Raw genomic sequence first — 26595 nt, forward strand, 5'->3', positions numbered from 1 at the left:
ACATGTTATCAGTCAATGCATACCTTGTGAGAAACGTAGTTATCAGTGAATAACAACAAGGGAGACTCCGATGACTTCGACCGCCCTCGATCCGGGGCCGGCAGCGCCGGCGGTACGGCGTTCACTGGCCACCGTGCTGGCCGTGGTGGGTATTCCGATGTTCATGGTCACGCTGGACAACCTGGTGGTGACGAACGCGCTGCCGGTGATCAAGAGCGAGCTGGGCGCCTCGCTGACGGACCTGCAGTGGTTCATCAATGCGTACACGTTGTCGTTCGCCGCGCTGCTGCTGACCGCCTCGGCGATCGGCGACCGGATCGGCCGGCGCCGGATGTTCATCTTCGGGATCGGGCTGTTCACGCTCGCCTCGGCGGCCTGCGCGATCGCGTCCGAGCCGTGGATGCTGATCGGGGCGCGGGCGATCCAGGGGATCGGGGCGGCTGCGGTGATGCCGTTGTCACTCACGTTGCTGGCGGCCGCCGTACCGGCTCAGCAGCGCAGCGCGGCGATCGGGATCTGGGGCGGGATCTCGGGTCTCGGTGTCGCTGTCGGCCCGGTCGTCGGAGGCGCCGTGGTGGACGGGCTCAACTGGCAGTGGATCTTCTGGCTGAACGTGCCGATCGGCGTACTGGTGCTGCCGTTCGCCGCAAAGGTGCTGCAGGAATCGTTCGGGGGTAGTCGCCGGCTCGACCTGGTTGGTCTGGTGCTGTCCGCGGCGAGCGTGCTGAGCATCGTCTGGGGCGTGGTGCACGGTGCTGACGACGGCTGGACCTCCGGCCGCATCCTGACCGCGCTGATCGGTGGGGTCGCGTTGCTCATCGCCTTCCTGGTCTGGGAAAGCCGGACGGCCACGCCGATGCTGCCGCTGCGGTTGTTCAAGTCGCGGTCCTTCAGCGTCATCAACCTGACCCTGTTCACCTTCTCTGCCGGGGTGTTCGGTTCGGTGTTCCTGCTCGCCCAGTTCTTCCAGGTCGTCCAGGGCTACACGCCGCTGCAGTCGGGGATCCGGACGCTGCCGTGGACGATGGCGCCGATGGTCGTCGCGCCGCTGGCCGGTCTGATCGTCGACCGCGTCGGTGCCCGGGTGCTGATCGCGACCGGCCAGGTGTTCCTCGCCACCGCGCTCGGCTGGATCGCCTTGATCACCAGCACCGAGGTCGGCTTCAGCTCCTTCGTCGTACCGTTCGTCCTCGCCGGTATCGGGATGGGCCTCACCTTCGCACCGGCTTCGAGCGTGGTCATGCACAGCGCCTCCGAGGCGGACCGCGGCGTTGCCTCCGGCACCAACAACACCATCCGCGAGGTCGGCGTCGCGATGGGCGTCGCCGTACTGGCGTCGGTCTTCGCCTCCGCCGGTTCGTACGAATCACCCACCCAGTACGTCGACGGCCTCGTCCCCGCCGTCTGGGTAGGAGCCGCCATCGTCGCCGTCGGTGCGGTGGTGGCCGCAGTAGCCCTGCCAGGCCGCCGGCGCTGACACTGTCCGAGGATCTGACCGAGGTCGAGGCCGAGCAGGACAGCCTCGGCTTCGGTCAGGTTTTGGGGGAGGGGCCTGACTAAGGTTGGGGGGTGCTTGATGCGGAGGATGTGCGGCGGATCGCCTTGTCGTTTCCGCGGACGGTGGAGAAGCAGCGGTGGGGGCATCCGACCTTCGACGTCGCGGGGCGGATGTTCGTGACGGTGCCGGACGACCAGACCTCGTTCGCGGTGAAGTGCCCGCGGTTCGAGCGGGCGGAGTTGATCGCGGCGGAACCGGAGAAGTTCTGGGTGCCGCCGCACGAGGCCGGGTCGAGCTGGGTCCGGGCGCGGCTGGACGCGCTCGAGGACGAGGACGAACTGCGCGACATCCTGCTCGACTCCTGGCGCCAGGCCGCGCCGGACGGGCTGGAGCACGAATAGGTTCGATCCGGCACTGCCGCGCGGGTAGGGTCGGCCGGGTGACGGATGCAACCACATCGACCAGCCCGATCGACCAGATCTCCGAGCGGTATCTGGAGGACTACGTCGAGCTCTCGCCGACCTCGGCCACGTTCATGGGGATCGAGGGCCACGACCACCGGCTGCCGGACTACTCGCCGGCCGGGTTCGAGGCGCTGATCGAGCTGAACCGGCGGGCCATCGCCGAGGCCGAGGCGGTCCAGCCCGGTACGCCGCGCGAGGAGGTCGCCAAGGACGCGTTCCTGGAGCGGCTCCGGCTCGAACTGGAGACGTACGAGGCGGGCGTACCGCAGTACGAGCTGAACGCGATCGCGTCGATCCCGGCCGAGGTGCGCCAGGTGTTCGACCTGATGCCGACGGCGACCGAGCACGACTGGGAGATCATCGCGATCCGGCTCAACCAGGTCGGTACGGCGCTGGACGGGTTCCGCGACTCCGTGAGTCAGCAGGCTGCGGCCGGCCGGGTGTCGGCCGTTCGTCAGGTGAACGATCTGGCCAACCGGATCGCCAGCTGGGCGGGTGCGGACGGTGAGGACTTCTTCGCCGGGTTCGCGGCGAAGGCACCGGACGGCTCGATCAAGGCGACCGTCGAAGCTGCCGCGGCGGCTGCGCGCAAGGCGTACGAAGGGTTCGGTGAGTGGCTGCGGACCGACCTCGCTCCGCAGGCCCCGGCGCGCGACGCCGTCGGCCGCGAGCGGTACGAGCTTGCCTCCCGCAACCATCTCGGCGCTGCCGTCGATCTGGAGGAGACCTACGCCTGGGGCTGGCAGGAGCTGGCCCGGATCGAGGGCGAGATGCAGAAGATCGCGGCCTCGCTGAACAACGGCGACCGCAGCATCGAGGCCGTCGCCGCGCTGCTCGACAACGACCCGGCCCGCAAGATCCACGGCAAGGAGGCGTTCCGCGACTGGATGCAAGGGCTTGCCGACACCGCCGTCCGGGATCTCGCCGGGACGCACTTCGACATCCCCGACTCGATCAAGCGGATCGAGTGCATGATCGCGCCGACCTCGGACGGGTCGATCTACTACACCGCGCCGAGCGAGGACCTCACCACCCGGCCGGGCCGGATGTGGTGGGCCGTGCCCGCCGGTGTGGAGGACTTCGCCACCTGGCGCGAGGTCACCACCGTGTACCACGAGGGCGTGCCGGGGCATCACCTCCAGGTCGCGCAGACCATGCTCCGCAGCGACCAGCTGAACCGCTGGCAGCGCATCGGCTGCTGGGTCTCCGGACACGGCGAAGGCTGGGCCCTGTACGCCGAAAGGTTGATGGAGGAGCTCGGGTATCTCGAAGAGCCCGGCGCCCGGCTCGGCATGCTCGACGCGCAGGGATTCCGGGCCGCCCGGGTCATCGTCGACATCGGTATGCACCTGGAACTGGAGATCCCGCGCGACAACCCGCTCGGCTTCCGGCCGGGGGAGACCTGGAATGCCGACCTCGGTTTCGAGTTCCTGCGGGCGTACTCGCGGATGGAGACGGAGTTCCTGCGGGCGGAGCTCAACCGGTACCTCGGCTGGCCCGGCCAGGCGCCGTCGTACAAGGTCGGCGAGCGGATCTGGCTGCAGGCTCGCGACGAGGCCAAGGCGCGGGCCGGATCGTCGTTCGACCTGCGCACCTTCCACTCCGAGGCGCTGAACCTCGGCTCGATCGGGCTCGACCCGCTCCGTCGCGCACTTGCCCGGCTGTGAGCACGGCGGTGGATTCGGCTGTGGAAGCTGCGGAGAGTGCTGTTGCCGCGGGCAAGCAAAGGCCCCGGTTCATCCTCGCGTCGGCGTCGCCGGCGCGATTGCAGACCCTGCGCGACGCCGGCGTCGAGCCCGAGGTGATCGTCTCCGGCGTCGACGAGGACAACGTCACGGCCGAATCGCCGGGTGAGCTGGCGCGGACCCTGGCGACGTTGAAGGCGCGCGCTGTCGTCGCCAACCTGGACGATCACGCGACCGTGCTCGGCTGCGACTCCGTGCTCGAGATCGACGGCGTCGCCTACGGCAAACCCGGTACGGCGGAGGTCGCACGCGAGCGGCTTCGCGCGATGCGCGGGCGATCCGGAATCCTGCACACCGGGCACTGCCTGTTCGACACCACGACGCGGCACGAACTACGCGAGCTCGCCTCCACCACGGTGCATTTCGCCGATCTCACCGACGACGAGATCGACGCGTACGTGGCGACGGGCGAACCGCTGGTGGTGGCCGGTTCGTTCACGGTCGACGGGCTCGGCGGCCCGTTCGTCACCGGCATCGAAGGCGACTACCACAACGTCGTCGGCGTCTCTTTGCCCTTGCTGCGAAGGATGTTGGCCGAGGTCGGCATCCCCTGGCCGGCCCTGTGGCAACGCCCCGAACCGTTCGCATATGACGAGGCCGAAGCGGCCCGGTACGACGAGACGCGCGGCGGCACCGAGCGGGCTCAGGCCGCCGCTGCTGCCGTCCACTCGTTGCTCCCGGGCGGCGGCCGCGTCGTGGAACTTGCCGTCGGCACCGGAATCGTCGCCGCCGAACTGGTTGCTCTCGGCAACCTCGTACACGGTGTCGACCTGTCGCCGGCCATGCTCCGGCACGCAAAGGTTCGCCTACCTGGCCACGTCGCCGCGGCCGACGCCGCCCGGCTGCCCTTCGGCGACCGCCGTTGCGACGCGATCGTCGCCGTCTGGCTCCTCCACCTGCTGGAAGACAGCGACCCGATCCTGGCCGAGGTCGCCCGCGTACTACGGCCTGGCGGCGTCTTCGTCACCACCACGGAGAAGACGGAGTCCAGCCGCTACGCCTCCGGCCTCACCCCGGCCGACCACCGGATCCAGGACGCCCTACCCCACCTGATCGCCCGCGCCACGCAGTACGGCCTGACCCTCGACGGCGCCACCACCTTCCCCGGCCCCGCCAAGGGAACGGTGCCCCCGGCCACCTACCCGCTGGTCCGCTTCCGTCGCTCGCTCAGGTGATGCCGGCTTTGGCGTCCAGGAGTTGGAGGAGGTCGTGGGCGGCCAGTTCGACCTTCTTGTGGCGCCATTCGGAGGCTCGGTAGACCGACGCGATCAGCGCGGTGCGGTGGATGCGGCGGAAGTCGCCGAAGACGAAGGCGTAGCGGGCCTTGGTCTCGTCGTTGGCGCCGTCGGTGAGGCCGAGGTGCCAGGCGGCGTACTCGGCCCAGGAATGCTTGTCCAGGAAGGCGTTCTGGTCGTCGGCATGCGGCTGCACCTCGCCCCAGTCGCTGTCCAGCACGTACTGCCGGGCTTCGATCAACTTCCGGGCGTTCTCGACCGCTGCGTCGTTGACCTCGTATTTGGCCATGGGACCAGTGTTTACGGGTGAGCGCTTGCGCGCCACCTGCCGGGGCCCGGGCGCAGCGGCGAGCGCGCGTTGCGCCAGTAGGTGGCCCAGTTGCTGGCGCGGGTGGTGTCGGGGGCGGGCGCCGGTGCGGTGGCGCGGGCGGTGACGACGGCGATGAGGGCGGCCAGTTCCTCGGGAGTCGGGTCGCCCTTGACGACACGTAGTACGGGATCAGTCATTTCGAAGGCTCCGATCACAGCGGGATGTTGCCGTGCTTCTTCGGCGGGAGGGTGTCGCGCTTGGTGCGGAGCAGGCGGAGGGCGCGGACGATCTCGGAGCGGGTCTCGCTCGGTTTCACGACCGCGTCGATGTAGCCGCGCTCGGCCGCGATGTACGGGTTGGCGAGATGGTCCTCGTACTCCGTGATCAGTTGCTGCCGGCGGGTTTCGACGTCCTCAGCGGCTGCCAATTCCCGCCGGTGCAGGATGTTGACCGCGCCCTGCGCGCCCATCACCGCGATCTGGGCGGTCGGCCAGGCGAGGTTGATGTCCGCGCCGAGGTGCTTGGAGCCCATCACGTCGTACGCGCCGCCGTACGCCTTGCGGGTGATCACGGTGATCATCGGGACGGTCGCCTCGGCGTACGCGTAGATCAGCTTGGCGCCGCGGCGGATGATGCCGTTCCACTCCTGGTCGGTGCCGGGGAGGAAGCCCGGTACGTCGACGAAGGTCAGGATCGGCACGTTGAACGCGTCGCAGGTCCGGACGAACCGGGCCGCCTTCTCCGACGCGTCGATGTCCAGGGTGCCGGCGAACTGCATCGGCTGGTTCGCGACCACGCCGACCGGGCGGCCCTCGACCCGGCCGAAGCCGACCAGGATGTTCGGAGCGAACAGCGCCTGGACCTCGAGGAAGTCGCCGTCGTCGACCACGGCCTCGATCACCGTGTGCATGTCGTACGGCTGGTTCGGCGAGTCCGGGATCAGCGTGTCCAGCGCCGCGTCGCTCTCGCTCACCTCGAGATCCGCGGTGAAGTCGTACGCCGGCGGGTCCTCCAGGTTGTTCTGCGGAAGGTGCGAGACCAGGGCCTTCACCCAGTCGATCGCGTCCTCCTCGTCGCTGCCGAGGTAGTGCGCGTTGCCCGACTTGGTGTTGTGCGTCCGGGCGCCGCCGAGATCTTCCTGGCTGACGTCCTCACCGGTGACGGTCTTGATCACGTCCGGGCCGGTGATGAACATGTACGACGACTCGTCGACCATCACGGTGAAGTCGGTCACGGCCGGGGAGTAGACCGCGCCACCCGCACAGGGCCCCATGATCAAGGAGATCTGCGGGATCACCCCGGAAGCACGGACGTTGCGGCGGAAGATCTCGCCGTACAGGCCGAGGCTGACCACGCCTTCCTGGATCCGGGCGCCGCCGGAGTCGTTGATGCCGATCAGCGGGCAGCCGATCTTCATCGCCAGGTCCATCACCTTGACGATCTTCTCGCCGAACACCTCACCGAGGCTGCCGCCGAAGACCGTGAAGTCCTGCGCGAACACACACACCTGGCGGCCGTCGATGGTGCCGAAGCCGGTCACCACGCCGTCGCCGTACGGGCGGTTGGCATCCAGGCCGAAGGCGGTGGACCGGTGCCGGGCGAACTCGTCGAGTTCGGAGAAGGAGCCCTCGTCCAGCAGCAGCGCGATCCGCTCCCGGGCGGTCTTCTTGCCCCGGGCGTGCTGTTTCTCGACCGCGCGCTCCGAACCGGCGTGCACGGCCTCGTCCAGCCGGTGCTCCAGGTCCGCGAGCTTCCCGGCGGTGGTGTGGATGTTCACGGTCTCTCCCATAAGCGGGCAGCCTAACTTCCCTGAGCGGGTTCGTGTGCTGTGACGTCTGCCGCAACGTTACTGCGCAGTACGGCGGAACGCGGCCCGGCGGCACGCAGGTCTCAGTGCGGACCGGCGGCGAAGAGTTTGGTCAGCCGGGCGGCCAGGGCCAGGTCGCCACGGACCGAGAGGCGGTGTTTGAGGACTGCGGTGACCGGGTCCTCGTTGCCGGTGACGATCCTCAGCAGCGTCGCGGGATCGGTGCGGACCGAGATCTCGGGCTGCGCCGCGCTCCCGTCGAGGACGTCGCACCGCCCGTCGTGCACGCGGATCAGGTATTCGTCGACGCCACCGCCGCAGGCACCGGTGATCTGCCAGGCGACGACGGCCTCGAACCCGGTCGCCCGGGCGGGACGAAGGTACTCCGGCATCCGGCGAAAGATCTCGCGCAACGCGACCTCTCGCACGCCCCCGATGAGCCGATGCCGGAGCTCCCGCTCCGAAGTCCGGTCGACCAGCCGGGCCAACTCACCCGGCGCGAGAGTGGCGAGCTCACCCGCCGCCAACCACCGAGCAGTGCCACGTTCGGCCACCCGAACCTCCCCGGCGGTGATCGGAAAACCCGTCCCGGACCAGCCGGGCGAGTTCCTACCAGACCGTAGGAATTTCCTACGACCTGGTAGCTTTGTCAAGTGGTCAGCCCCGATGAACCGGTTGCGGAATCGCCGCGCCGCCGGGCCGCGCACCTCGGCCCGGAGCGCCGCCGGCCGATGATCCTGGACGCCGCGCTGGAGGTCTTCTCCGAGCGCGGCTACGCCGGTACGACGATGCAGTCGGTCGCCGACGCGGCCGGCGTGACGAAGCCGGTGGTCTACGACTCCTTCGCCAATCGCGACGAACTGCTGCTGGCCCTGCTGGCCCGCGAGGAGCAGCACCTGGTGACCTCGATCGTCGCCGCGCTGCCCGCGGACCCGGCCGTCGGTACGCCGGAGGAGCACGTGCTCGAAGGCCTGACCGCGTTCCTGCGATCGGTGGCGAAATCGCCCCAGTCGTGGCGGATCGTCTTCGGCGCGCAGTACGGTGCTGCACCGGTGGTGTCCAACCGGGTGCGGGCGGCCCGGGCGTTCCTGGTCGAGGGCCTTCGCCTCACCTTGCTGAAATCGTTGCCCGGGGTCACCGATCCGGACGCGAACCTGCCGGTGCTGGCCGAGATGCTCGCTTCGATGACCGAGAGCTGCGCCCGGATGCTCGTCGTGGACGGCACCGACCGCACGCCCGAAGAGCTGGCCAGGACGGTCTCCCGGATCGTCGCCGGTGGCTTCGGCGGGGTCTAGCCGGCCATCGGCCGGTGCGAATACTGTCGCGTCATGTGAACTCGGTGTGACGATCCGCGCCCACTGTGCGGACCAGGCGGCAAGAGACCGCCGGCCCGGATATCGTGGGCGAACGTGACCGAGACCGGCAGTCAGGCGAACGCCCGCACCCGTACCCGCGCACGTTTCGAAGTCCCCGAGGAGCTGCGCGCCGACGTGCGCCTGCTCGGCGAGATCCTCGGCCGCGTCCTGGTCGAGTACGCCGGCCAGCCGCTGCTCGACGACGTGGAGAAGCTCCGGGAGCTCACCATCGCCGGTGACGGCGAGGCGGCCGAGAACCTGGTCGCCTCCTGGCCGCACGAGCGGGCCGAGGACGTCGCGCGCGCCTTCACCTGCTACTTCCACCTGACCAACCTGAGCGAGGAACTGCACCGCGCCCGCGTACTGCGTGAGCGCGACCGCTCCTCGGACGCGCCGGCCGTGTCGGAGCTGGCCCAGGCGGTCGAGCAGATCTCCCGGGACAGCGGTGAGCAGCAGGCGCGTGCCCTGCTCAACGGGCTGGAGTTCCGCCCGGTGCTGACCGCCCACCCGACGGAGGCCCGGCGTCGCGCAGTACTGGCAACTATCCGGCGCATTTCCTCCTTGCTGGAGGAGCGCAGCGACCCGCGGGCCGGCGACAGCGAGCTGTCCGAGAACCAGCGGCGCCTGGTCGAGCAGGTCGACATCCTCTGGCGTACTTCGCAGCTGCGGACCAGCCGGCCCACTCCGCTCGACGAGGTCCGGTCGGCGATGGCCGTCTTCGAGGAGACGCTGTTCGATGTCGTGGGCAACGTCTACCGCCGGCTGGACGACGCGCTGGCCGGTGACGAGGCCGGGATCCGGCAGCCGGTGGTCGCCCCGTTCGTCCGGCTCGGCTCCTGGATCGGCGGCGACCGCGACGGCAACCCGAACGTCACCGCCGCGATCACCCGCGAAGCCATGCAGATCCAGGCCGATCACGTACTACGGGCGCTCGAGCGGGCCACTGACGAGCTCGGCCGTGCGCTCACCCTCGACTCGTCGACCACGCCGCCCTCGGCGCCGGTGCGGCGGATCCTGGAGGATGCCCGTGCGGTCAACCCCGCACTGATCGCCGACATCGAGACCAGGTCGCCGTCCGAGCCGCACCGCCAGCTCTTGCTGCTCGCTGCGCGCCGGTTGGCAGCGACCCGGGCCAGGGACGCCGACTTCGGCTACCCGCGCGCCGGTGACTTCCTGCACGAGCTGAAGGTGCTGCAGGACTCCCTGGTGTCGGCAGGGGCACCACGACAGGCGTACGGCCAGTTGCAGCAGCTGATCTGGCAGGTGAGCTCGTTCGGGTTCCACCTGGCCGAGCTGGAGGTTCGGCAGCACTCCTCGGTCCACGCCAAGGCGCTGGAAGAGGTACTGAGCGGTGGCGAGCTGTCCGACCAGACCGAAGAGGTGCTGGCCACGCTGCGGGTGATCGGCCAGATCCAGCAGCGCTTCGGCCCTGAGGCCTGCCGTCGGTACGTCGTGTCGTTCACCCGCAACGCAGGCGACCTCGCGGCTGTCTACGAGCTGGCCGACGCCGCGATGGACGGCCGGCCGATCGAGCTGGACGTAGTACCGCTGTTCGAGACCGGTGAGGACCTGCAGAACTCCGTGGAGGTGCTGGACAACGCGATCCAGCTCACCCGGGTCCGGCACCGCCTCACCGCGAACGACCGCCGCTTCGAGGTGATGCTCGGCTACTCCGACTCCGCCAAGGACGTCGGCCCGGTCTCGGCCACCCTCGCCCTGTACGACGCGCAGGCGCGGATCACCGCCTGGGCTCAGCGCAACGCGATCCGGCTGACCCTGTTCCACGGTCGCGGTGGAGCGCTGGGACGCGGCGGCGGCCCTGCGAACCGCGCTGTGCTCGCACAGGCGCCGGGGTCGGTCGCGGGACGGTTCAAGCTCACCGAGCAGGGCGAGGCGATCCCGGCTCGCTACGGCAACGCCGCGATCGCCCAGCGCCACATCGAGCAGGTGACCGCCGCGACGCTGCTGGCGTCGACTCCTGCCATCGAGGAGCGCGCGCTGGCGGCCGCGGACCGGTTCGCCGTGGTGGAGAAGACGCTCGACGAGGCTGCGCGTACGGCGTACCACCGGCTGGTGAAGGCGCCTGGCTTTGCGGAGTGGTTCGGGCGGGTGACTCCGCTGGAGGAGCTCGGGCAGTTGCCGCTGGGTTCGCGGCCTGCGCGACGTGGTGTGGCGGTGTCCTCGCTGGAAGACCTCCGGGCGATTCCTTGGGTGTTCGCCTGGTCGCAGGCTCGGGTGAACGCACCGGGCTGGTATGGGCTTGGCTCTGCTTTGTCGGCGGTCGGCGACGTCGCAGTACTGCAGGACGCGAACAAGAACTGGCCGCTGTTCCAGGTGATGCTGGAGAACGCGGAGATGTCGCTGGCGAAGACGGACCGGCGCATCCTCGGGCGCTACCTGGAGCTGGGTGACCGGCCGGACCTGAGCAAGCTGATGCTGGACGAGCACGAGCTGACCACCGAGTGGGTGCTCAAGGTGCTCGGCGGCGACCGGCTGCTCGCCGGCCGCAGAGTCCTCGGCCGCGCTGTCGAGCTGCGCAACCCGTACGTCGATGCGCTGAGCTACCTGCAGCTGCGGGCACTCCGGACGCTGCGGACCGACGACTCGCTGGACGAGCAGCAGATCGTCAGGACCAGGCGGTTGCTGCTGCTGACCGTGTCGGGTGTTGCCGCCGGCCTGCAGAACACCGGCTGATGTTCGGCGACCTGGAGAGGCCCCCGCTGGACGCACGGTTCCTGCAGGGGCGTCTGGTGCGGCCGGGCGCACTGTGGACTCGCATCGAGGTGCTGGCCGAGACGGAGTCCACCAATGCCGTCGTGGCCCAAGCAGCCCGCTCTGGGGCGGCTGAGGGGCTCGTAGTGGCAGCGGAGTACCAGTCGTCCGGTCGTGGGCGACTGGGCCGGACGTGGACTACTCCGCCGCGCTCAGCGCTGCTCATGTCGGCTCTGCTGCGTCCGGCAGCTGTCCCGGCCGGTCGCTGGCCTTGGCTGGGGCTGCTGGTTCCCCTGGCCGTCGCAGCCGCAGTACGGCGGGTTGGTGAGATCCCGGCGCAGGTGAAGTGGCCCAACGACGTACAGGTCGATGACCGGAAGCTTGCTGGGATTCTCCTGGAGCGGGTGGATACGCCCGACGGGCCTGCTGCGGTCGTGGGCATGGGGCTGAACGTCACGCTCAGAGCGGACGAGCGGCCTACGGAGGTGGCGACCTCGCTGGCCCTTGAAGGCGCGGCGACGACGGACCGGGCCACTGTGATGGCAGCAGTACTGCGGGAGCTGGCTGGTCGCTACGAGACCTGGGTGGAGGCCGCGGGGGATCCCGAGACGATCCTGCCCGACTACCGCGAGCTGTCGGCGACCTTCGGGCAATCGGTGCGGGTGGAGTTGCCGGACGGCACGTTCCTGGAGGGCGTGGCGTCGGATCTCGACGCCGACGGCCGGCTGGTGGTCCTCACCGCCGACGGCCCGCATCAACTGGCCGCCGGCGATGTGACCCACCTGAGGGTTACTCGGTAAAAACTCTTACTCGGTAAAGATCTTCACCGCGGTGATCAGCGTTTCGATGATGCCGTAGCCGAGCAGGACGGCGACCAGGAGCCAGGAGACGACCAGGCGAGGGGTCTGATTCATCGGGCTGCCTCCTTGGCTTCCGCGCTCGCGGTCTGCTCGTGGTACCGGTCGGCGACCGGCCGGATCAGCAGGTTGGCGACGAATCCGACCGCCAGCACGCCGACCATCGTGAACAAGGCAGGCCGGTACGCCGAGGCGGTCAGCGTGCCCGGTTTGCCTTCGCGGTCGAGGAACCCGTTCACGATCAGCGGCCCGGCGACGCCGGCGACCGACCAGGCCGTCAGCAGCCGGCCGTGGATCGCGCCGACCTGATAGGTGCCGAACAGGTCACGCAGGTACGCCGGGACGGTCGCGAATCCGCCGCCGTAGAAGGAGATGATGACCGCGGCGAGCAGGACGAAGATCGCCGTGTTGTTGTGGCCGACGGTCGCGAGCAGGGCGTAGAGCACGATGCCGACGCCGAGGTACATCGCGTAGATCGGCTTGCGGCCGATGATGTCCGAGGTCGTAGACCAGGCGAATCGTCCACCCATGTTGAAGATCGACAGCAGGCCGACGAATCCGGACGCGGCTGCGACCGCGACGGTGGACTTGCCGTCGGCACCGCGGAAGAAGTCCTGGATCATCGGGCTGGCCTGCTCGAGAATGCCGATCCCTGCCGTCACGTTGCAGGCGAGCACGACCCAGAGCAGCCAGAACTGCGGCGTCTTGATCGCGTTGGCAGCGGAGACGTTCGCGGTGGTGACGAGGGTCTTCGCCTGCACCGTCGAGGGGTCGAAGCCGTCCGGTTTCCAGCCCTCGGCCGGGACCCGGATGTTCACCACGCCGAACATCATCACCAGGAAGTAGCCGATGCCGAGGGTGAGGAACAGCGCGACCAGGGCATGGCCGCCCGCGACCGACGCGGAGTTGCCGGGGTCGTAGTTGTCGTCGTACAGGCCGAGCAGTTGGCGCGACAGCGGGCTGGCGACGAGCGCGCCGCCGCCGAAGCCCATGATCGCCAGACCGGTCGCGAGTCCCGGGCGGTCCGGGAACCACTTGATCAGCGTCGACACCGGCGAGATGTAGCCGATACCGAGACCGATGCCGCCGATCACGCCGTACCCGAGATAGACCAGCCAGAGCTGACCGGTACCGATGCCGAGGGCACCGACTACGAAGCCGGTGGCCCAGAAGCAGGCCGAGGTGAACATCGCCTTGCGGGGCCCGTTGCGCTCGACCCAGGTGCCGCCGAGCGCGGCGGACAGGCCGAGCATCACGATCGCGATGCTGAAGATCACCCCGATCGCGGTCTGGCTGGCGTCGAAGTGCTTGACCAGCGAGGTCTTGTAGACGCTGGTCGCGTAGGCCTGCCCGATGCACAGGTGCACGGCCAGCGCGGCCGGCGGGATCAACCACCGGCTGTACCCCGGTGGCGCGACCGTGTGCTCCCGGTCGAGTACCGACAAGATGCCCATCACGGCTCCTAAATCGTCGAGCCCCCCAGATCGGTGACGCATCCCCCTCGCGCATCTTGGCCGACTGTATGCATTTTGTGAAGTCTTCAACCACCGTGTCGATCCGGTCCGGCGAGGGAACTCCGCCGGTACTGCGGCCGCCGGGCCTCGTGCCGACCGACGACAGCGGGCCGTGTCGACCGGCGACAGGGGGCCCGAGAACTGTGAGACTGGGTGTATGGCGATCTCGGCGAAGTTGTTGGGTGAGGACGAGTACATCGTCGTCAGCACCCGGACGCACTGGAAAGCACTGATCTTCCCGGTGTTCCTGCTCCTGGTGGTGGCGGCCGGCGGCGGCTTCCTGGCCGCGATCGTGCCCGACGGCAGCATGCAGACCGCGGCCCGGATCGCGATCGGGGTGGCCGGCCTGCTGATCCTGCTCGGGTTCGCCGCGAAACCGTTCCTGAACTGGTTGTTCTCGACCTACACGCTGACCAACCGGCGGCTGATCACCCGGCACGGCATCCTCACCCGGACCGGCCGCGACATCCCGCTGATGCGGATCAACGACGTCTCCTACGAGCACGGCCTGATCGACCGGATGCTCGGCTGCGGCACCCTGCAGATCGAGTCGGCCGGCGAACGCGGCCAGGTGATCCTCCCCGACGTCCCGCACGTCGAGCACATGCACCTGCAGATGTCCGACCTCCTCTTCGGCGGCCCCGAAGGCAAGCCCGGCGACGGCATCCTGGATGACGAGGCCCCGCCCGAACACCTCCAACGCCGCCGCCCCGCCCCGGCCCCCGAACCCGACTCCCAAACCCTCTTCAACTCAGAAGACAACGACCGCTAGTCACGCTTCGCGCTGAGCGAGCAGTTCGTCGGTCGACTCCTGGTATGCGACGGCAGCCTTCGTGAAGTAGTCGAACAAGGTGGCCTGCTCCTCGCGGTCGTACCCGCCGATCACCGCGCCCAGTCGCCGGCGCGCGCCCGCCACCGCACGATCGACGTGATCCGGCGCCGCGACCATCTCGACGATCACCTTCCGCCGGTCCGCCGGGTCCAGCACCCGCCGGACGTGCCCACCCTTCTCCAGCCTGTCGATCAACCGGGTCGTCGCGCCCGTCGTCAGGCCGGTCCGGCGCGCCAGCTCGCCTGAGGTCAACGACCCGGCCAGGTCGAGCAGGTTCAGCGCGAAGTAGTCCGTCGGATTCAGTCCGGCCGCCTCGGCGCTCGCCAGGCTGTGGATGACCATCGCGCTCAGGTAGCGCCGGAAGACCACGCTCGGATCCACGTCAGTTGACACAGCCGACTCCTCCTCATAGTTTTACCTGCATCAGTGCAGATAAATACTCAAAACAACTACTGCAGAGGAGAAGCTATCATGATCGACACTCGCGTCGAGACCGAGATCCGCCAGATGCTGGACCGGCTCGCCGACAGCTGGAACCGCGGCGACGCGACGGCGTACGGCGAGCACTTCACCGCGGACGCGAGCTACGTGACCTTCGGCGGCACCGTCTACCGGGGACGCGACGACCTGGTCGCCGGACACGCGGCCCTGTTCGGCAAGTTCCTCAAGGACACCCAGATGTTCAGCGAACTGGTCGAACTCCGGCTGTACGGCGAAGACACAGCGATCGCCGTCACCCGCGGCGACGTCGGCAAGCGCCGCCCCCGCCGCTTGTCGAAGGTCCAGACCTTCACCCTGATCCGCGAGGCCGACGGCCACTGGCGAGTGGCCGCATTCCACAACACCAAGCACGCCCACCTGATGGAAGCCATCTCCTTCCGCCTCCTCCCCACCAGCGCACCCCGCCGGCGCTGACGGCTGCTGACGGCCGCGGGCGTGGTCGCGTCAGAGCTGCTCGATGCGGAAGATGGCGATCCGGTCGGCTGCCGCCGCTACCGCGTCGGGCGTCGGGGCGGCGGCGAGTCCATTGGTCACGTACCGCTGGGCCGCGCTGGCCGGCTGCGTTTCGACAACCTCGCGCAACAGCGGGCCGCGCTCCTGGACCGGCACCTCCACCAACCGGACCGCCGAGCTTCGCCGGCCTCGCTTCAAGGTGGCCGTGTCGGCCGCGCGGGCGTTGGCGACCCACGCTGCGTTCGGGAACGCCTGCACGACGTACCGGTCTCCGGACAGGGGGAGGACGGCGATCGGAAAGGTGCGGGGTTGTCCGGTACGCCGACCCGGGACGGTGAGCAGGTACATGGAACCGAAAGCGATGCCGATCCGCTGCAAGCCGATGATGACCTTGTTGATCCGGTTGACCATTCGCCGGTACTTCACAGCCGCGGATGCTTGCTGGGTCATGACTTCTCAGCTCCTCGGTCCTCGTCGTACCGGATGTCGTATCTGGCGGCGATGGGGTTGATCTTCACCGGATCGAGCCGTCCGTCGGTGAGTACCGCCGGCCCCGCCTCGAAGAGGTCTTCCAGGTAGCACTCCCAGCCGCCGGGCGAGGAGATCTGCAGCACGCGGGGAGGCGGCGTCGAGTTGCAGCGCAAGGCGTGCGGTACGCCGTGTGGCAGCAACACGAACATGCCCGCGGTTGCGATCACCTGACGGTCGTCGAAATCCACGCCCAGCTCACCATCGAGGACGTAGATCAGCTCATCCGCGACGTGGTGCGTATGGCGAGGAATGTCGCGCGCCACGCTCACCTCCAGCAGCGACAGTCTGCCTTCGACGTCATCGGTGGTTGCCTTCACGGAGAACGCACCCGGCAGCGGCACGCGCCCGGGTCGCGCCTCACCGGGCGCGAGCAGGAGAAAACGATCGTGGGACATGGGCAGCCTTCCTCGAGATCCAACGGCGACAGCCGAGAGTCATATTATATGATTTAGATATTATATGACTATGTGGGCGGTACTCGCCGCCCACTCATGGAGGGATCCGCATGACCGGAATTGGAAAACGACTGGCTACTACTGCACTGGCGGCCTCGCTCGTCCTTGCCGGCACCGCTGAACTGGGCGTCACGACCGCTAGCGCTGCTACCGCATGCCGAACCAACACCAAGAGTGTGAGCCTGCCTGGCAAGCCGGACGTGACCTTCAAGGTGCAGTTGTGCGTCAGTGGATCTGGAACCCTCCGGCACGCGCAGGCCACGTTCAGCTGGAGCGGCAACTACGGCTACATCGGCGGCACGCGCTTCAACGTGGTCTATCTGACCGTCCTGCTGGAGCAGCACGACGGCGGGCGCGGCGCGACGGGCAGTTACTACACCGCAAACGTTGACGATCAGTACTCAGGCACTGTGAGTCTCGGCGTGTCGAAGACCGGCAGCCTCTCGTCTGGTGGGTGGAGTGCTGACGGTGACCTTCAGTACGACGTCACGGATGACGGCAATCCGACCCACACCTGGGAGCTCTACGGTTCGCCCGAGATCAGCTGATTCGAGGCCCCGGCCCCGCGGCGAGCGCGCCGCGGGGCGGGGGATTGTCAGGTGTCGAGGTTGTCGGCGGCGGTTCGAGCGGCCGCGAGAGTGCGGTTCATGAAATCGGTGATCAGTTCGAGTTCGGCGTCGGTGTAGTCGGCGCAGATTCGATCGAGCGCGGTGTTCATCCCGCCGAAGAGCTCGTACAGCTCCGGGGCTCGGTCGGGCAGCGCGCGGACCCGGATCGCACGCCGGTCGGGGATCTCGGGGTCGCGTTCGCGGGTCACCCAGCCGCCACGCTCGAGGCGATCCAGGACGCCGGTCATGGTCGCGGGATGCAGCCCGGCTTGGCGCGCCAGCACGGTCGGGCTGATCGGTCCATGGAGGTTGAGCAACTCGAGGCAGTCCAGGTCGACGTCTTTCAACTCGGCTTGCCCGCTGACGTGACGATTGAACAGCGACAGCTGGTTGTTGAGGCCACGCAAGGACTGCCGGACGTCGGTGATCAGACGCCGCCGCCGACGCCTCACCGCAGCCGCCTCGGTAGCAGTCACAGCACCCGTCCTCTCCGACGATCCGATGGTCTCCTCACTTTACGGCACGCTCCCGCACCTGAATCCGCACGGACTCAGATAAAATACGGCGTCCGTACTACACGCGTTACAAAGTTCTCCCACAGTCGGCGGAGCCTCCCCTCCCGGTTCGGATGGGAGTCATGATGCGGGCCAGCGGAACTGTGAGTGCGACCGAGGCCAGGAGGGAAGCGGTCGCGAAGGCGGCGATCGCCGGGGCCGGCGAGGTGAGGTCGGCGAGGGTGCCGGCGACGATCGCGCAGACACCGAAGGTTGTCATCCGGAGGGCGGACTCGATGCCGAGCACCTGTCCGCGCAGATCTGGGGGAGTGAGCTCGACCAGTACTTCCTGCTGGGCCAGCGAGGCGGCGTAACCGCAGCTGCCGACGGCAACCAGCGCAGCCAGTACGCCGAGCGGAAGGTCGATGGCGAAGGCGAGAAACGGAACAGCCAGCACGAAGCGGAGCCAGCGCGCTGCCAGCCGGCGCTGCGAACGGTTCAGGAAGCGGCCGATGACCAGATCCCCCGACATCATGCCGGCCGCTCCGGCAGCCAGCAGCCAACCGGCGCCGGCGCCGGCGTACGGCACGAAGAGTGCTTCACACCCCACGATGAGACCGTTCGGGATGGTGAGCGCGAGCAGCAGGGGCCTGGTACGGCGCTCGCCCAGCAGCCGGCGGTTGCCGCGCCAGGTCTCGGCGAGGCTGGTGCGTGCTCCGCGCCGTGGCGCGCGGTCGAGGAGGCCGAAGCGGAGTACGGGGATCGCCAGCGCCGAGCAGCCGGTGGCCAGCCAGAGCACAGTGCCGGGACTCATTGCCTGGAGCAACAGTCCGGCGACGCCGAAGCCGGCGATCTGCATGGCGCCGACCGAGAGGTTCATTGCTGAGCGGCCGAGCACGAAGTGGTCCGGGGTGACGACATCGTTGAGCAGACCCCAGCGGACGCCGGAGCCGATCGAGAGCCCGTAGGCGACCAGGAGAGCGAGCACGAGGCGCGCGGCGGCGGGGAGTTGGAAGGCTGCCTGCGCGGCGACCGCGGTGGTCGACAGCAGCGCGAGGACGATGAGTATCCGGCGCGGCCGGGCGGTATCGGCGGCCGACATCAGGGTGGAGACGCCGAGCACCTGTGCGAGCGACGGACCGAACATGACGAGCGCCGCGAGCAGTGCTGAGCCGGTCGCCGCGTTCACCACCAAGGCGAGCGTCAGGCTGGTCATGGTCGAGGAGGCGTTGCCGAGAGCGCTTGCGATCCACAGCCCACGGAACTCGGCGTTGACGAAGAGCTGCCGGTAGGTCGGGACGAAAGCGGGCGGCGGCGCGGTAGTTGAGCTCATACCGGGAGCTTCGGGCGTGGTCGGGCGACGTCCTACAGTTTCGGGTGGAGGCGAAACCATTGTCCGAGTTCCTCGTCGACGCCGACACCTTGGCGACCGCGCGGTTCGCCACGTCCGAGCTCACCGAGACCGTCTCCGCGCTCAAGCTGCTGCTGCGACCCGTCGAGCCGTGGTTCCGCGCCTGGAAGGACCTCCACCGGCCGGCGTTCGAGCAGCGCCTCGCCGCCGAGCCGATCTGGGTGGCGTTGCTGGACAGCGCTTTCGGCCGAAGTTGGACCGCTGACTTCCTGACCAGCCTGCCGCTCGATCCGGATGCGCGGCTGGGGGATGAGCTCGACGCTCTGCTCGCGCTCGACGACGAACAGATCCGGGCGGATCTGCGCGTGGTCCGGTCGCCGCTGTCCGCGATCCTGGAGTCGGAAAGCGGGCTGGCTGCAAGGGCGGCGGAGCTGCTGACCTGGGTCTGGACGCACACGGTCGAGCCGGACTGGCCGCGCCGCAAGCGGATGCTCCAAGCCGACATCGTGTCCCGGACGTCGCGACTGAGCGAGCAGGGGTGGTCCGGCGTACTGCGAGGGCTTGGTCCCGATGTGCAGTGGCTGGGCGACGGACGCATCCAGGTCAACCGCTGGGACTACCCGGTGACCGATGTCCGGGGGCGCTCGCTGATGTTCATCGCCACCCACACGCAGCGAGTCAGCGTCAGTTGGCGGCTGCCCGACCGGTTCGCGCTGACCTATCCCGTCACCGGAATCTTCGCCGGCACCACCGTCCTTGCCGAACCACTCGTCGAACTGCTCGGCCGCAACCGCGCCCGCATCCTCAGCGCCGCCATCGACCCGATCAGTACGACGGCACTGGTCGCGGCGACGGGCCTCTCCCTGTCCACCGTCTCCGAGCACCTCCGCGTCCTGACCGCAGCCGGCCTACTCGAACGCCGCCGCTCCGGCCGCTCAGTCCTCTACTGGCAATCAGACACCGCGCACCGCCTAGCCCAAGCCCCACCAACCGACACCGGCCAGGGATAGTGCTCTGACGACGCTTGCCCCACGTTGCGTCGTTACAGCGGGATCAGGTCGGCGACCTCCTCGGGCAGGCCAGGCGACGTCAAGCTGTGTCCCATGCCTGGTACGACGTGCAGTACGGCACCCGGGATAGCGGCTGCGAGCGCCTCCGCGTGACGGAGCGGATAAACAGGGTCCTGGTCTCCGTGCACTATGGATGTCGGCGCTGTGATCGAAGAGAGCGGGACCCGCAGATCGGGAGATTCCATCCACACCGCCCGTCCGTGATTGGCGGCGGCCGCCGGATCGACAGCTCGCGACCACGCCAGCTCCAGCATCGCCCGGGTAGCAGGCTCGTCGAACGGGCGCACTGGCCCGTTGAACATCCGGAACAGGGCGACATCCGAATCCACACTCGGCGGCGACCCAGCGGCCAGGTGCGCGAGAAACGCAGGTGAAGGCGGCGGGAGATCATCTGGATCTGCAGGCTCTCCGGCCTGCGCTCGTGACCAGGCGGGACGCGGATCGTGGCTCATCGGCGAAGTGGAGAGCAGCGTCAAGGACCGGACGCGCTCCGGCGCGTGCACCCCCAGCCACTGCGCGATCATCCCGCCGAGGGAGGTTCCGGCGATATGAGCAGACGCCAATCCGTATCCGTCGAGTACAGCCAGACAATCGCGAGCCATGTCCCCGATCGTGTACGGCTGCGCATCGAAGTCGACAGTACTGGACCGGCCGGTGTCACGATGGTCGAACCGGATCACTTGAGCCCCGCGGCTCACCAGTCGCCCCACCAGCGCGTCCGGACACAAAATCCCCTGAGCAGCAGAGCCCATGACCATCAGAACGGCGGGCAGCCCTGGCTCTCCCGCCCGTTCTGTCCAGAGCCGCAGCGGCCCCGAGTCCACGAATCGCTCCAGCACGTCGATCATGCCCGCCGACTGTAGCCACGGCAGCTGTCCAGTGCGACCTAATTGCGTTCCCCCGCAGTACAGCGCACGGGAGCCCTTCCACTCCCTCGGGCCGAAGCGGGTGTTTCCCCGCAGTACAAGGGGTTTAGTTGAGACCCTTGAGGAGTTGGCGGGCCATGACGATGCGCTGGACCTGGTTGGTGCCTTCGTAGATCTGGGTGATCTTGGCGTCGCGCATCATGCGCTCGACGGGGTAGTCGTGGGTGTAGCCGTAGCCGCCGAGGAGTTGGACGGCGTCGGTGGTGACGGCCATGGCTACGTCGGAGGCGAAGCACTTGGCGGCGGCGCCGAAGTACGTGAGGTCGCTGTCGTTGCGCTCGGAGCGGGCGGCTGCGGCGTACGTGAGTTGGCGGGCCGCCTCGATCTTCATGCCCATGTCGGCGAGCATGAACTGCAGGCCCTGGAACTCGGCCAGTGCCTTGCCGAACTGCTTGCGCTCCTTGACGTAACCGAGCGCGTAGTCGAGCGCGCCCTGGGCGATCCCCAACGCCTGCGCGGCGATCGTCACGCGGGTGTGGTCGAGCGTCGCCATCGCGGTGGCGAAGCCGGTGCCAGGTGCGCCGATCATCCGCGACGCCGGGATGCGGACGTTGTCGAAGTACACCTCGCGGGTCGGTGAGCCCTTGATGCCGAGCTTCTTCTCCGGCGCGCCGAACGAGACACCGTCGTCGGACTTCTCCACCACGAAGGCGCTGATGCCCTTCGAGCGGGCGTCCGGGTCGGTCACCGCGAAGACCGTGTAATAGTCGCTCACGCCGGCGTTGGTGATCCACCGCTTCACGCCGTTGAGCACGAAGTCCGAGCCATCAGCGACCGCGCGCGTCTTCATCGACACTGCGTCGGAGCCGGCTTCGGGCTCGGACAGGCAGTACGAGAACATCGCGTCGCCGGCGGCCACCGGCGGCAGGTACCGGTCCTTCACCTCGTCGGAGGCGGACAGCAGCAGGGGCAGCGAGCCGAGCTTGTTCACCGCGGGGATCAGCGAGGTGGAGGCGCAGGCGCGGGCCACCTCCTCGATCACGATGACCGTGGCGAGCGCGTCCGCGCCGGCCCCGCCGTACTGCTCGGGGATGTGCGGCGCGTGGAAGTCGGACGCCTTGAGCGCGTCGTACGACGCCTTCGGGAACTCGGCGAGTTCGTCCACGTCACCGGCGTTGGGTGCCACCTTGGCGTCGCAGACATCGCGAACGGCGGCCCGGATCGCCTCGTGCTCCTCGGACAGCGCGTACAGCTCGAATGAGTTACTCACGAGTCACAATCTACGACGAAACACTCCGATGAGCGATGCAGCAGACCGCGAAAGTGATGAACAGCGCACAGCATGCAAGCGTTTGGCCATGAGCCGGTCATGAGGTGGCAATTGTGGTCGGTAGAGTCGCCCGCATGACTGAAGGCACGCCCACCCCCAGCGAGCGACCGCTGCGGATCTCGGTGATCGGTACCAACTACCTCGGCGCGAACACGGCCGCGGGGATGGCCGAGTTCGGTTTCGACGTGATCGGGGTCGAGATCGACGAGCACCGGCTGAAGCTGCTGAACGACGGCAAGGCCCCGCTCTACGAGCCGGGTCTGGATCCCCTGCTGAAGCAGCACACGGACTCCGGCAGGCTGCGGTTCACCAACGACTACCGCCAGGTGGCCGACTGGGCCGACGTGCACTTCATCTGCGTGGGTACGCCGCAGCAGGAGGGCAGCGACGCCGCCGATCTGGCCCAGGTGAACTCGGTGGTCGACATGCTGGCACCGCTGCTCACCAGACCGTGCCTGGTGGTCGGCCGGTCCACCGTGCCGGTCGGCACGTCGAAGCTGGTCGAGAAGCGCTTCCACAGCGAGTCGCCGGCCGGCCAGGGCGTCGAGATCGCCTGGCAGCCCGAGTTCCTGCGCGAGGCACACGGTGTCGACGACACGCTGCACCCGGATCGCCTCGTCTTCGGCGTCCAGTCGGCGGCCGCGGAAGCGACATTGCGGCAGGTGTTTGCAGCGCCGATCGACGAGGGTACGCCGGTCGTCGTCTGCAACCTGCCGACCGCCGAGCTGGTCAAGGGCGGCGCGAACGCCTTCCTGGCCACGAAGATCTCGTTCATCAACGCCCTCGCCGAGATGTGCGACGCGACCGGCGCCGACGTCACCCAGCTCGCGGACGCCCTCGGCCACGACAAGCGGATCGGCCGCGGCATGCTCAACGCCGGGCCCGGGTACGGCGGTGGCTGCCTGCCGAAGGACCTGCGCGCGTTCATGGCGCGCGCCGGTGAGCTCGGCGTGGAGGAAGTCATCACGCTGCTCCGCGAGGTCGACGACATCAACCAGCACCGGCGGGCCCGGGTCGTGGACGTGACCCACGAGCTCCTCGGCGCCGAGTGGGTCGGCCGCAATGTCACCGTGCTGGGGGCGGCGTTCAAGGCGGGCACCGACGACGTACGGGACTCGCCCGCACTCGATGTGGCCGGCCGGATCCAGCTGCACGGCGCGACCGTCACCGTCTTCGACCCGGAGGCGATGGAGAACGCGCGCCGGGTGCGGCCGACCCTGCGGTACGCCTCGTCCGCGGCCGAGGCGTGTGAGGGCGCGCACCTGGTCCTGCACCTGACCGAGTGGCCGGAGTTCCGCGAGCTCGACCCGGCCGCCCTGCGCGGCGCGGTGGCGCACCCGGTGATCGTGGACGCCAGGCTGTCCCTGGACGCCCAGAAGTGGCGTGACGCGGGCTGGACCTACCGCGCCCCCGGCCGCCCCTGACAAAAGCCCCCGGCCGCCCTGACAAAACTGAGCAGCCGCAAGTCCTGGAGAATCAGGGCTTGCGGCTGTTTCGCGTCAGGCGACGGTCGCGTTCCGGAGTACCGGCCGGGTAAGTGCACCGAGGCCGATCAGGGCCGAAGCGACGGCGATGCCGAGGCAGACGCCGGTGATACCGACTCCGTCCAGGTCGGCGAGCGAGCCGAGGACCGGGTTCATCACGACGAGCGCGATGCTCTGACAGAGCAGTACGACGGATTGCAGGCGGGACTGGTACTCGCGCTCCACCGAGTTCATCAGCAGCGGCAGGACGTGACCGGTGAAGGTGCCCACCCCGACGCCGCTGACCACGCCGGCGGCGATCACCAGCGGCAGCGGATGCAGGGACGACAACCCGAGCAGTCCGGCACCGGCGATCAGCAGCCCGAACGCGGCCACCATCCCCGGCCGCGGGAAGGCGCCCTTGGCCAGGATCCGCAGCGCGATCATGCCGACCCCGAGACTCCGGCTGGCGACCAGCAGACCGGCCGTCGCCGCGTTCCAGTGATGGTCGCGGGCCAGCAGCGGCAGCAGCAGGACGTCCAGCGGCATCAACAGCCCGGCCGCCATCGTCATCATGATCAGCAGGGCCCTGGTCAGCGGCCGCCCGAAGGCCGTCCTCACGCCGTCCGAGATCGAGCGCAGCATTCCGGTCGTGATCCGCCTCGGCACCGTGATGGCATCCCGCAGGGACAGCAGCACGACGATCATCACGATGAACGTCAGCGCGTCGAATCCGGCCGCCGAGGTCAGTCCGGCCCAGTTCACCAGCAGGCCGCCGACCGCCGTACCGGTGACCGCGAAGATCACACCGGTCACCTGGAAGCTGGCCAGCGCCCGGGGCACCTGCTCCGGCGGCACCAGCAGCCTCGGCATCGAGCGCGACGACGGCAGGAAGAACGCGTCGATCACACCGATCACCAGTGCCGCGGTGAACAGCAGCGCGACCGGCTCCCCGATGGCGATCGTGATCGGCACCAGCGCGGTGGTGATCGCGAACATCGCCGTACAGCTGACCAGCAACACCCGCCCGGCGCCGAACCGGTCGCCGATCGCCCCGCCGACCAGCAGCAGGGCTGCGCGCGGCGCCGCGGCCAGGAGAAGCACGAGCCCGGCGACGCGGCCACCGTGCTGGCTGGCGGACCATCCGATCGCGAAAGTGATCGTCAGATCGCCGAGGAGGGACACAGCGGCGCCGAAGAGCCAGATCCAGTAGCGGACCGGGATGCGCTGTGTGTCCGGTTCTGCGGGCGGAGTCACGATCGACGACCTTAGACGACATTCGGGTGGATCACACGGCTACCCGCTCGCAGCCTGTGGAAACCGCCCCGGTTCAGGATTTACGCAGCTCTGCCGCGCCTTCACGGACAGTGTGCCCCTTCGCCTTCGCCATATCCGCAAGTTCTGCCTGGAAAGCGCTCATCCGCTCCCGCAGCGCCTCGTCGTACGCGGCCAGGATCCGGACCGCCAGCAGGCCCGCGTTGCGCGCGTTCCCGATCGAGACCGTGGCGACCGGTACGCCGGCCGGCATCTGCACGATCGACAGCAGCGAATCCATCCCATCGAGATACTTCAGCGGCACCGGTACGCCGATCACCGGCAGCGGGGTGACCGCGGCGAGCATGCCCGGCAGGTGTGCGGCTCCACCGGCTCCGGCGATCAGCACCTTCAGGCCCCGCTCGTGCGCCGACCGGCCGTAGTCGATCATCTCCACCGGCATCCGGTGCGCCGAGATCACGTCCGCCTCGAACGGCACGTCGAACTCGACACACACCTCCGCGGCCGCCTTCATCGTCGGCCAGTCGGAGTCCGACCCCATCACGATTCCCACGCTCATTGCTGGTCCCTACTCGTCGATGGTGCCGGTCAGGTACGCCGCCGCGTGCCGGGCGCGCTCGCGGACCTCGTCCAGGTCGTCGCCGTACGCCGTGACGTGGCCGACCTTGCGCCCCGGCTTCACGGCCTTGCCGTAGAAGTGCACCTTGAGCCCCGGATCCCTTGCCATGCAGTGCAACAGGCCGCGATGCATGTCCTCGACATCACCGCCCAGCACGTTCACCATCACCGTGTACGGCGCTCGCGCGGCCGGCGAACCGAGCGGCAGATCCAGCACTGCACGCAGGTGGTTCTCGAACTGCGAGGTCACCGCACCGTCGATCGACCAGTGCCCGGTGTTGTGCGGGCGCATCGCCAGTTCGTTGACCAGCAGCCGGCCGTCGCGGGCCTCGAACATCTCGACCGCGAGGATCCCGACGACGCCGAGCTCCTTGGCGATCCGCAGCGCTGTCTGCTGTGCTTGCGCCGCCTTGTCGGGCGCTAGCCCGGGGGCCGGGGCGGTCACCTCGACGCAGATCCCGTTCTCCTGCACGGATTCGACGATCGGGTAGGCGACCGCCTGTCCGTGCGGTGAGCGGGCGACGATCGCGGACAACTCGCGGACGAAGTCGACCTTCTCCTCGGCCAGGATCGGCACGTTCGCCGCGAACGCCTCGTCGACGACCGGGTCCTCGGCGCTCTCGGCGACCCAGACACCCTTGCCGTCGTACCCGCCGCGGGTCGTCTTCAAGATGATCGGGAAGCCACCGATCCGCTTGGCGAAGTCGGCGATCTCGTCCCGGCTCGCGACCACCTGATGCGCCGGCGCGGGCGCGTCGAAGGCGTCCAGCCGCTGCCGCATCACCGCTTTGTCCTGGGCGTGCACGAGGGCGTCCGGGCCCGGCCGTACGGCGATGCAGGCGGCCTCGAGCTCGTGCAGGAGCTCGGTGGGGACGTGCTCGTGGTCGAAGGTGACCACGTCCGCCTCGGCGGCGAACCGGCGTACGGTCTCGGGGTCGCGGTAATCGCCGACGGGGGCGTCGGCGACGGCCTGCGCGGCCGAGACCGTCGGGCCCTCCGCGAGCACGCGCAGCTGGATGCCCAGCGCGACGGCCGTCTCCTGCGTCATCCGGGCCAGCTGTCCGCCACCGATCATGCCGACCACGGGGGTGCCGGCCGGCAGGTCTTTACGCTCGAACTTCACACGCCGGAGCCTAATGTGCTGACCTGGCGGGTATGGCGCTGGGCTGCCCGGATTTCGGCGCGGGCCCGATCGGCAGGTACCGTGAGAAGCTGTTCAGCCGCGCCCCGCGTTCACAGAGAGCATTCCGG

The 26595-nt window shown here is 68.7% G+C and carries 28 protein-coding genes; 12 read left to right on the top strand and 16 right to left on the bottom strand.

What is annotated here, in order from left to right; translation table 11 throughout:
- Window positions 1-70 precede the first annotated feature (70 nt).
- The 4 genes from DIZ26_RS27315 to DIZ26_RS38715 all read left to right on the top strand — a co-directional run bounded on the left by DIZ26_RS27315 (window position 71) and on the right by DIZ26_RS38715 (window position 4882).
- Complete coding sequence (locus tag DIZ26_RS27315; RefSeq protein WP_112246567.1) at window positions 71-1477, top strand: MFS transporter; 1407 nt, start codon at window positions 71-73, stop codon at window positions 1475-1477.
- 92 nt (window positions 1478-1569) lie between these two features.
- A complete protein-coding gene (locus tag DIZ26_RS27320) occupies window positions 1570-1899 on the top strand; it encodes an MmcQ/YjbR family DNA-binding protein (RefSeq protein ID WP_112246569.1) in 330 nt (109 codons plus the stop codon).
- Between the two features lie 38 nt (window positions 1900-1937).
- A complete protein-coding gene (locus DIZ26_RS27325; protein WP_232828626.1) occupies window positions 1938-3629 on the top strand; it encodes a DUF885 domain-containing protein in 1692 nt (563 codons plus the stop codon).
- Window positions 3630-3649: 20 nt separating this feature from the next.
- Window positions 3650-4882: a Maf family nucleotide pyrophosphatase gene (locus DIZ26_RS38715; protein ID WP_112246571.1), complete on the top strand. Its 1233-nt coding sequence runs from the start codon at window positions 3650-3652 to the stop codon at window positions 4880-4882.
- Here DIZ26_RS38715 and DIZ26_RS27335 read toward each other — a convergent pair.
- The 4 genes from DIZ26_RS27335 to DIZ26_RS27350 all read right to left on the bottom strand — a co-directional run bounded on the left by DIZ26_RS27335 (window position 4875) and on the right by DIZ26_RS27350 (window position 7613).
- A complete protein-coding gene (locus tag DIZ26_RS27335; protein WP_112246573.1) occupies window positions 4875-5231 on the bottom strand; it encodes a hypothetical protein in 357 nt (118 codons plus the stop codon). The genes DIZ26_RS38715 and DIZ26_RS27335 overlap by 8 nt on opposite strands.
- An 11-nt stretch (window positions 5232-5242) precedes the next feature.
- Window positions 5243-5449 carry an acyl-CoA carboxylase subunit epsilon gene (locus DIZ26_RS27340; protein ID WP_112247150.1) on the bottom strand — a complete coding sequence of 69 codons (207 nt, stop codon included), beginning with the start codon at window positions 5447-5449 and terminating at the stop codon, window positions 5243-5245.
- Window positions 5450-5463: 14 nt separating this feature from the next.
- Window positions 5464-7041 (bottom strand): acyl-CoA carboxylase subunit beta, encoded by a 1578-nt coding sequence (locus tag DIZ26_RS27345; protein ID WP_112246575.1) that lies wholly within the window; start codon window positions 7039-7041, stop codon window positions 5464-5466.
- A 101-nt stretch (window positions 7042-7142) separates the two neighbouring features.
- Window positions 7143-7613 carry an SCP2 sterol-binding domain-containing protein gene (locus DIZ26_RS27350; protein ID WP_112246577.1) on the bottom strand — a complete coding sequence of 157 codons (471 nt, stop codon included), beginning with the start codon at window positions 7611-7613 and terminating at the stop codon, window positions 7143-7145.
- Between the two features lie 99 nt (window positions 7614-7712).
- On the opposite strand from DIZ26_RS27350, the gene DIZ26_RS27355 reads away from it, so the two are divergent.
- From DIZ26_RS27355 to DIZ26_RS27365, 3 genes are all read left to right on the top strand, one after another.
- The gene (locus tag DIZ26_RS27355; protein WP_112246579.1) at window positions 7713-8354 is read left to right on the top strand and encodes a TetR/AcrR family transcriptional regulator; all 642 of its coding nucleotides are present in this window, start codon (window positions 7713-7715) and stop codon (window positions 8352-8354) included.
- 114 nt (window positions 8355-8468) lie between these two features.
- On the top strand, window positions 8469-11108 hold the full coding sequence (locus tag DIZ26_RS27360; RefSeq protein ID WP_112246581.1) for a phosphoenolpyruvate carboxylase: 2640 nt from the start codon (window positions 8469-8471) through the stop codon (window positions 11106-11108).
- Window positions 11108-11926 carry a biotin--[acetyl-CoA-carboxylase] ligase gene (locus tag DIZ26_RS27365; protein ID WP_112246583.1) on the top strand — a complete coding sequence of 273 codons (819 nt, stop codon included), beginning with the start codon at window positions 11108-11110 and terminating at the stop codon, window positions 11924-11926. Before DIZ26_RS27360 ends, DIZ26_RS27365 begins: the two co-directional genes overlap by 1 nt.
- A gap of 6 nt (window positions 11927-11932) precedes the next feature.
- On the opposite strand, the gene DIZ26_RS39240 is transcribed toward DIZ26_RS27365, so the two are convergent.
- Together DIZ26_RS39240 and DIZ26_RS27370 are read right to left on the bottom strand one after the other, a co-directional pair.
- Complete coding sequence (locus tag DIZ26_RS39240) at window positions 11933-12040, bottom strand: MFS transporter small subunit (RefSeq protein WP_456298636.1); 108 nt, start codon at window positions 12038-12040, stop codon at window positions 11933-11935.
- On the bottom strand, window positions 12037-13437 hold the full coding sequence (locus DIZ26_RS27370; RefSeq protein ID WP_198676306.1) for an OFA family MFS transporter: 1401 nt from the start codon (window positions 13435-13437) through the stop codon (window positions 12037-12039). The genes DIZ26_RS39240 and DIZ26_RS27370 overlap by 4 nt, the downstream gene beginning before the upstream one ends.
- A 217-nt stretch (window positions 13438-13654) precedes the next feature.
- Between DIZ26_RS27370 and DIZ26_RS27375 the strand changes: the two genes are divergently transcribed.
- Complete coding sequence (locus DIZ26_RS27375) at window positions 13655-14269, top strand: PH domain-containing protein (protein ID WP_112246585.1); 615 nt, start codon at window positions 13655-13657, stop codon at window positions 14267-14269.
- On the opposite strand, the gene DIZ26_RS27380 is transcribed toward DIZ26_RS27375, so the two are convergent.
- Window positions 14270-14722 carry a MarR family winged helix-turn-helix transcriptional regulator gene (locus tag DIZ26_RS27380; RefSeq protein WP_198676307.1) on the bottom strand — a complete coding sequence of 151 codons (453 nt, stop codon included), beginning with the start codon at window positions 14720-14722 and terminating at the stop codon, window positions 14270-14272. It lies immediately after the preceding gene.
- Between the two features lie 78 nt (window positions 14723-14800).
- On the opposite strand from DIZ26_RS27380, the gene DIZ26_RS27385 reads away from it, so the two are divergent.
- Complete coding sequence (locus tag DIZ26_RS27385; RefSeq protein WP_112246587.1) at window positions 14801-15244, top strand: SgcJ/EcaC family oxidoreductase; 444 nt, start codon at window positions 14801-14803, stop codon at window positions 15242-15244.
- A gap of 30 nt (window positions 15245-15274) precedes the next feature.
- On the opposite strand, the gene DIZ26_RS27390 is transcribed toward DIZ26_RS27385, so the two are convergent.
- Together DIZ26_RS27390 and DIZ26_RS27395 are read right to left on the bottom strand one after the other, a co-directional pair.
- Window positions 15275-15733, bottom strand: coding sequence for a nitroreductase family deazaflavin-dependent oxidoreductase (locus DIZ26_RS27390; RefSeq protein ID WP_198676308.1), 459 nt, complete (start codon window positions 15731-15733; stop codon window positions 15275-15277).
- A complete protein-coding gene (locus DIZ26_RS27395; RefSeq protein ID WP_112246589.1) occupies window positions 15730-16209 on the bottom strand; it encodes a cupin domain-containing protein in 480 nt (159 codons plus the stop codon). The genes DIZ26_RS27390 and DIZ26_RS27395 overlap by 4 nt, the downstream gene beginning before the upstream one ends.
- Before the next feature lie 110 nt (window positions 16210-16319).
- On the opposite strand from DIZ26_RS27395, the gene DIZ26_RS27400 reads away from it, so the two are divergent.
- Window positions 16320-16817 carry a hypothetical protein gene (locus DIZ26_RS27400; protein WP_112246591.1) on the top strand — a complete coding sequence of 166 codons (498 nt, stop codon included), beginning with the start codon at window positions 16320-16322 and terminating at the stop codon, window positions 16815-16817.
- 47 nt (window positions 16818-16864) lie between these two features.
- On the opposite strand, the gene DIZ26_RS27405 is transcribed toward DIZ26_RS27400, so the two are convergent.
- The gene (locus DIZ26_RS27405) at window positions 16865-17353 is read right to left on the bottom strand and encodes a MarR family transcriptional regulator (RefSeq protein ID WP_198676309.1); all 489 of its coding nucleotides are present in this window, start codon (window positions 17351-17353) and stop codon (window positions 16865-16867) included.
- A gap of 106 nt (window positions 17354-17459) precedes the next feature.
- Entirely contained in the window at window positions 17460-18704 is a 1245-nt protein-coding gene (locus DIZ26_RS27410) for an MFS transporter (protein ID WP_198676310.1), read from the bottom strand.
- 44 nt (window positions 18705-18748) lie between these two features.
- On the opposite strand from DIZ26_RS27410, the gene DIZ26_RS27415 reads away from it, so the two are divergent.
- Entirely contained in the window at window positions 18749-19732 is a 984-nt protein-coding gene (locus tag DIZ26_RS27415; protein ID WP_157979828.1) for an ArsR/SmtB family transcription factor, read from the top strand.
- A gap of 32 nt (window positions 19733-19764) precedes the next feature.
- On the opposite strand, the gene DIZ26_RS27420 is transcribed toward DIZ26_RS27415, so the two are convergent.
- On the bottom strand, window positions 19765-20640 hold the full coding sequence (locus DIZ26_RS27420; RefSeq protein ID WP_112246595.1) for an alpha/beta fold hydrolase: 876 nt from the start codon (window positions 20638-20640) through the stop codon (window positions 19765-19767).
- Window positions 20641-20764: 124 nt separating this feature from the next.
- Window positions 20765-21928, bottom strand: coding sequence for an acyl-CoA dehydrogenase family protein (locus DIZ26_RS27425; protein WP_112246597.1), 1164 nt, complete (start codon window positions 21926-21928; stop codon window positions 20765-20767).
- 134 nt (window positions 21929-22062) lie between these two features.
- On the opposite strand from DIZ26_RS27425, the gene DIZ26_RS27430 reads away from it, so the two are divergent.
- The gene (locus DIZ26_RS27430; protein WP_112246599.1) at window positions 22063-23412 is read left to right on the top strand and encodes a UDP-glucose dehydrogenase family protein; all 1350 of its coding nucleotides are present in this window, start codon (window positions 22063-22065) and stop codon (window positions 23410-23412) included.
- A 75-nt stretch (window positions 23413-23487) separates the two neighbouring features.
- Here DIZ26_RS27430 and DIZ26_RS27435 read toward each other — a convergent pair whose 3' ends face one another.
- The 3 genes from DIZ26_RS27435 to DIZ26_RS27445 all read right to left on the bottom strand — a co-directional run bounded on the left by DIZ26_RS27435 (window position 23488) and on the right by DIZ26_RS27445 (window position 26467).
- Window positions 23488-24708: an MFS transporter gene (locus DIZ26_RS27435; protein WP_112246601.1), complete on the bottom strand. Its 1221-nt coding sequence runs from the start codon at window positions 24706-24708 to the stop codon at window positions 23488-23490.
- Between the two features lie 73 nt (window positions 24709-24781).
- On the bottom strand, window positions 24782-25285 hold the full coding sequence (gene purE / locus DIZ26_RS27440; RefSeq protein WP_112246603.1) for a 5-(carboxyamino)imidazole ribonucleotide mutase: 504 nt from the start codon (window positions 25283-25285) through the stop codon (window positions 24782-24784).
- 9 nt (window positions 25286-25294) lie between these two features.
- Window positions 25295-26467: a 5-(carboxyamino)imidazole ribonucleotide synthase gene (locus tag DIZ26_RS27445; RefSeq protein ID WP_112246605.1), complete on the bottom strand. Its 1173-nt coding sequence runs from the start codon at window positions 26465-26467 to the stop codon at window positions 25295-25297.
- Window positions 26468-26595 lie beyond the last annotated feature (128 nt).

Origin of the sequence: Kribbella monticola, from assembly GCF_003261635.1 — a bacterium.
Lineage (GTDB): Bacteria > Actinomycetota > Actinomycetes > Propionibacteriales > Kribbellaceae > Kribbella > Kribbella monticola.